We start from the raw sequence: 1501 nt of genomic DNA on the forward strand, positions 1-1501 counted from the left end.
GAGGCCGCGGCGATCCTCAAGAAACGCTTGAACGAGGCGTGACCGGGGAAGGCGGCGCAGCCACCGGACCTGCCCACTTCCCCTACGCCCCGTCCGATAAACGGACACCGCACCCGTGGATTAGGGCAAATTTCCGAGGGCCGGTTGGGGGAGTGGCCCGGTGCTGGCTAACCTGCGGGTATGGCCCTCGGAACCGCATCCACAAGGACCGACCGCGCGCGCACGGTGCGTGACATTCTGGCGTCCGGCAAGACGACGTACTCGTTCGAGTTCTCGGCCCCGAAGACGCCCAAGGGCGAACGGAGCCTGTGGAGCGCGCTGAGGAGAGTCGAGGCGGTGGCACCGGACTTCGTGTCCGTGACCTACGGCGCCGGCGGCTCCACGCGCGCGGGGACGGTGAAGGAGACCCAGCAGATCGTCGCGGACACGACGCTGACGCCGGTCGCGCACCTGACCGCCGTGAACCACTCGATCGCCGAACTGCGCAACATCATCGGCCAGTACGCGGACGCCGGCATCAGGAACATGCTCGCGGTCAGGGGCGACCCGCCCGGCGACCCGATGGCCGACTGGATCGCGCACCCCAGCGGACTGACGTACGCGGCGGAACTCGTCCGCCTGATCAAGGAGTCCGGCGACTTCTGCGTCGGCGTCGCCGCGTTCCCGGAGATGCACCCGAGGTCGGACCACTGGGACACGGACGTCGCGCACTTCGTCGACAAGTGCCGCGCGGGCGCGGACTACGCGATCACCCAGATGTTCTTCCAGCCCGAGTCGTACCTGCGCCTGCGCGACCGCGTCGCCGCCGCGGGTTGCGACACCCCGGTCATCCCCGAGATCATGCCGGTCACCAGCGTCCGCATGCTGGAGCGGCTCCCGCAGCTCAGCAACGCGGTCATCCCGTCCGCCCTGAAAGAGCGGATCCTCACAGCGAAGGACGATCCGGCCGCTGTACGCTCCATTGGTATCGAATTCGCCACGGAGTTCTGCGCGCGGCTGCTCGCCGAGGGCGTCCCCGGACTGCACTTCATCACGCTCAACAACTCCACGGCGTCGCTGGAAATCTACGAGAACCTTGGCCTGCACCATCCCCCGCGGGCCTAGACCGGTCGCACGGAAATAAGACACACTGCGTAGCGGCCACTGGGAGAAGAGGGGCGTACATGGGCTGGACGGTCCTCTACATCGCGTTCGGCGTCGTCGCACTCTGGCTGCTCGGCGAAGTGCTGTTGCAGTACAAGGCGCGGCTGCGCTGGCGGCTGCTGGCCTTCGCCGGCTTCCTGGGCGTCGTCTTCGGTGTCCTGATTCCATCGGTCCCGGTGATCGCCGTGGGCGCGGTCGCGTTCGCGATCGGGCAGACGTACGTCACGCTGTCGTTCCGCAAGGGCTTCGAGTCCGGCTGGGCGGTCAGCCGCCCGGGCCTCGCGGAGGGCTTCACGAAGCGCCGCAAGGGCAAGAAGGCCGACGACGACGATCCGGCCGCCCCCGCGACCCCGCCCCT

The 1501-nt window shown here is 68.4% G+C and carries 1 protein-coding gene and 1 pseudogene; both read left to right on the forward strand.

Features of this window, described 5'->3' with window-relative positions; all coding sequences use genetic code 11:
• Positions 1-180 precede the first annotated feature (180 nt).
• Positions 181-1104 (forward strand): methylenetetrahydrofolate reductase [NAD(P)H], encoded by a 924-nt coding sequence (gene metF, locus AOK24_RS44370; RefSeq protein WP_055725468.1) that lies wholly within the window; start codon positions 181-183, stop codon positions 1102-1104.
• Positions 987-1501, forward strand: a pseudogene (locus AOK24_RS44375) (hypothetical protein); the annotation flags it as partial. The gene metF and the pseudogene AOK24_RS44375, both read left to right, overlap by 118 nt.

It is taken from the genome of Streptomyces niveiscabiei (assembly GCF_001419795.1).
GTDB classification, from domain to species: domain Bacteria; phylum Actinomycetota; class Actinomycetes; order Streptomycetales; family Streptomycetaceae; genus Streptomyces; species Streptomyces niveiscabiei.

Bases quoted from the DNA above. Each gene is read 5' to 3' on its own strand.
- metF (WP_055725468.1), top strand. From the start codon at position 181: ATGGCCCTCGGAACCGCATCCACAAGGACCGACCGCGCGCGCACGGTG.